Source organism: Moorena sp. SIO3E8 (genome assembly GCF_010692445.1).
Lineage (GTDB): Bacteria > Cyanobacteriota > Cyanobacteriia > Cyanobacteriales > Coleofasciculaceae > Moorena > Moorena bouillonii.
This window is the reverse complement of the sequence record NZ_JAAHHM010000337.1, coordinates 1-1,707: the sequence shown is the minus strand read 5'-3', so window position 1 is coordinate 1,707 and position 1,707 is coordinate 1. Positions and strand designations below refer to the sequence as shown.

Below are 1,707 nucleotides of genomic sequence, written 5' to 3'. Positions count from 1 at the left end.
CTAGGAATATGGAGTAACCTGACATCAAGGCTGTAGGAGTTTAACCTACATGAATCATACAGTTAAAGGGTTTTACCCCTTCGGGCAGTCCCCCGGTTTTATCCGGTTTATGCCCAACGAATCGCACATCCTCTAATTCATTCAAAGACTGACGCAACGCTAATCAGCAACGCTATTCGTAGAGCTACTTGTCACTTCAGGGAATGCTAAAACCCCCTTGACAAGGGCTTATTTTCCTTAACTTGTCACCAATGGTGCAATAGAGATCACGGTCAATTTAACTCCAGTCCACACATAGCTCATCAATGCACTGGATCATTACTGTAGAAAAATTACTCCCCCCAATCTCGTTAAGGGGGGAGTTTCTGCTGAAGCTTTACCTGAGGTTACGAATCGGTAATATCATGTCCGGTTGAATACTTACACCCTTCCGCTGAATCGAAGGCAGAGGGCAGAAGGCAGCTATGCTGAAGGAAAGGAGTAAGGTTTAATCTCAGAAGGTTTGTTATCAATAATTATCAGGACATGATATTAGGGATTTTCTTTCAGACGATAACCCAAACCATAGACTGTCTCAATCAAATCAGAGGGAGCTCCTGCTGCATCGAGTTTCTGTCGTAAACCTCGGATATGAGCTTTAACGGTTGCTTCTTCTGGTAGTCGTTCAAAGGACCAGAGGTTTTCCAGGATTTGAGCACGGCTAAACACACGGCGAGGATGGCGCAGGAAAAATTCTAGCAGAGCATACTCTTTTGGACTTAGGGACAAGAGGCGGTCTTCATAGAAGACTTCACAGGTACTGGGATCAAGGCGGAGAGAATCCCATTCCAGTACAGGTGGTAAAGTAGTATTTCCCCGGCGCAGTAAGGCCCGAATCCTAGCGGACAACTCTCCTAAATCAAAGGGTTTGACTAGATAATCATCTGCACCAGCATCAAGTCCTAAAATTTTATCATTGATGGTATCCCGAGCCGTCAGCATTAGAATGGGAGTAAGGTCGCCTTGGGAGCGCAACTTTCGGCAAAGGGTAATACCATCAATCTTTGGCAGCATGACATCTAACAAAATTAAATCATAGCTGAAGCTCTCTACTAGTTCCCTACCCACTTGACCATCATTGGCAACATCCACGACATAATGCTGGTCGGTGAGGTCTTCAGCAAGGGCGTCGGTAATCCGCTCATCATCTTCTACTAGTAAAATCCTCATCTTCAGCACCTCTGAATGATTACCTGAGTTTTATCTTTGATTATGACCAATTTTTTGACAACTGTAGAAAAATTCGCGAGTTTTCCATGATACTGCCAAGATGATTGATAGTAAGTCCGGTTAATCAGTTAGTAAGTATTCAGCCGTCAGCCGTCAGCCAAAGGCTCACGCTACTTGAGGTGCCGTCAGCTTATTTTATTCATCAGCCGTCAGCTTATTTTATTGAAAAGCTGTTCGGTGTAGCGTTGGCTATGGGCATAAACTGTTCCGGTAGCGTGGCTACAGCGCTTTTGGCTGATACCAAAAATTTAAAGTCCTGACATACATAAAGATTGCCAAATCCAAGACCACCCAGTTAGACTACCTACAAGTTCATTAGATAAAGAGTTTAAACTTTTATCTATTTTTGCTCTTAAAGAGTCTAAGGATTCAAACAATTCCCAAGCCAAATCTTGTTTGAGATCTTCCCACAATCTTTCACTAGGATTAACTTCGGGA

Annotated in this window: 2 protein-coding genes and 1 pseudogene; 1 reads left to right on the top strand and 2 read right to left on the bottom strand. The window is 43.5% G+C overall.

Going from position 1 to position 1,707, the window contains the following annotated elements; all coding sequences use genetic code 11:
• Positions 1 to 531 precede the first annotated feature (531 nt).
• The gene (locus F6K46_RS39600; RefSeq protein ID WP_070392220.1) at positions 532 to 1,209 is read right to left on the bottom strand and encodes a response regulator transcription factor; all 678 of its coding nucleotides are present in this window, start codon (positions 1,207 to 1,209) and stop codon (positions 532 to 534) included.
• A 104-nt stretch (positions 1,210 to 1,313) separates the two neighbouring features.
• On the opposite strand from F6K46_RS39600, the gene F6K46_RS39595 reads away from it, so the two are divergent.
• The gene (locus tag F6K46_RS39595; RefSeq protein WP_293068953.1) at positions 1,314 to 1,529 is read left to right on the top strand and encodes a hypothetical protein; all 216 of its coding nucleotides are present in this window, start codon (positions 1,314 to 1,316) and stop codon (positions 1,527 to 1,529) included.
• Here F6K46_RS39595 and F6K46_RS39590 read toward each other — a convergent pair.
• Positions 1,518 to 1,707 (bottom strand): annotated as a pseudogene (locus tag F6K46_RS39590) (IS630 family transposase); the annotation flags it as partial. The gene F6K46_RS39595 and the pseudogene F6K46_RS39590 overlap by 12 nt on opposite strands.

What these genes read in the sequence shown, in the direction of transcription:
- F6K46_RS39600 (WP_070392220.1), bottom strand. Translation starts at nt 1,209, where the DNA reads ATGAGGATTTTACTAGTAGAAGATGATGAGCGGATTACCGACGCCCTT.